The sequence below is a fragment of the Planktothrix sp. FACHB-1365 genome, assembly GCF_014697575.1.
Classification (GTDB): Bacteria; Cyanobacteriota; Cyanobacteriia; order Cyanobacteriales; family Microcoleaceae; genus Planktothrix.
This window is the reverse complement of the sequence record NZ_JACJSC010000066.1, coordinates 1-1,521: the sequence shown is the minus strand read 5'-3', so window position 1 is coordinate 1,521 and position 1,521 is coordinate 1. Positions and strand designations below refer to the sequence as shown.

At 54.3% G+C, this 1,521-nt stretch carries 1 rRNA gene; it reads right to left on the bottom strand.

Going from position 1 to position 1,521, the window contains the following annotated elements:
- Positions 1-22 precede the first annotated feature (22 nt).
- Positions 23-1,514 (bottom strand): 16S ribosomal RNA (locus H6G57_RS28605).
- Positions 1,515-1,521: the final 7 nt, after the last annotated feature.

Sequence of the window (1,521 nt, the reverse complement as noted above, 5' to 3'; positions counted from 1 at the left end):
CTCCAGAAGTAGGTCTCCCTGAAAAGGAGGTGATCCAGCCACACCTTCCGGTACGGCTACCTTGTTACGACTTCACCCCAGTCATCAGCCCTGCCTTCGGCACCCTCCTCCCACTAGGGGTTAGAGTAATGACTTCGGGCGTGGCTCACTTCCATGGTGTGACGGGCGGTGTGTACAAGGCCCGGGAACGGATTCACCGCAGTATGCTGACCTGCGATTACTAGCGATTCCTCCTTCATGAAGCTGAGTTGCAAGCTTCAATCTGAACTGTGCCAAGGTTTAAGAGATTCGCTCTCCCTCGCGGGTTGGCTGCTCTCTGTCCTTAGCATTGTAGTACGTGTGTCGCCCAGGACGTAAGGGCCATGCTGACTTGACGTCATCCTCACCTTCCTCCGGTTTGTCACCGGCAGTCTCGCTAGAGTTCCCAACTTAATGATGGCAACTAACGACGAGGGTTGCGCTCGTTGCGGGACTTAACCCAACATCTCACGACACGAGCTGACGACAGCCATGCAGCACCTGTCTTCTGGTTCCCTAAGGCACTCTCTCCTTTCAGAAAGATTCCAGAGATGTCAAGTCCTGGTAAGGTTCTTCGCGTTGCATCGAATTAAACCACATACTCCACCGCTTGTGCGGGCCCCCGTCAATTCCTTTGAGTTTCACACTTGCGTGCGTACTCCCCAGGCGGGAAACTTAACGCGTTTGCTCCGGCACGGCCCGGGTCGATACAGGCCACACCTAGTTTCCATCGTTTACCGCTAGGACTACTGGGGTATCTAATCCCATTCGCTCCCCTAGCTTTCGTCCCTCAGTGTCAGTTGTAGCCCAGCAGAGCGCTTTCGCCACCGGTGTTCTTCCTGATCTCTACGCATTTCACCGCTACACCAGGAATTCCCTCTGCCCCTACTACACTCTAGCTCTCCAGTTTCCACTGCTTTTCCGAAGTTAAGCCTCGCTCTTTAACAGCAGACTTGAAGGGCCACCTACGGACTCTTTACGCCCAATCATTCCGGATAACGCTTGCATCCTCCGTATTACCGCGGCTGCTGGCACGGAGTTAGCCGATGCTTCTTCCTCAGGTACCGTCACTTTCTTCTTCCCTGAGAAAAGGGGTTGACAATCCAAGAACCTTCCTCCCCCACGCGGTCTTGCTCCGTCAGGCTTTCGCCCATTGCGGAAAATTCCCCACTGCTGCCTCCCGTAGGAGTCTGGGCCGTGTCTCAGTCCCAGTGTGGCTGATCATCCTCTCAGACCAGCTACTGATCGTCGCCTTGGTAGTCCCTTACACTACCAACTAGCTAATCAGACGCAAGCCCCTCTCTTGGCGATTAATCTTTTACCTTTCGGCTCATCCGGGATTAGCAGCCGTTTCCAACTGTTGTCCCCGGCCAAGAGGCAGGTTCTTACGTGTTACTCACCCGTCCGCCACTAAACCCCGAAGGGTTCCGTTCGACTTGCATGTGTTAAGCAGACCGCCAGCGTTCATCCTGAGCCAGGATCAAACTCTCCATTTTGAAGAAT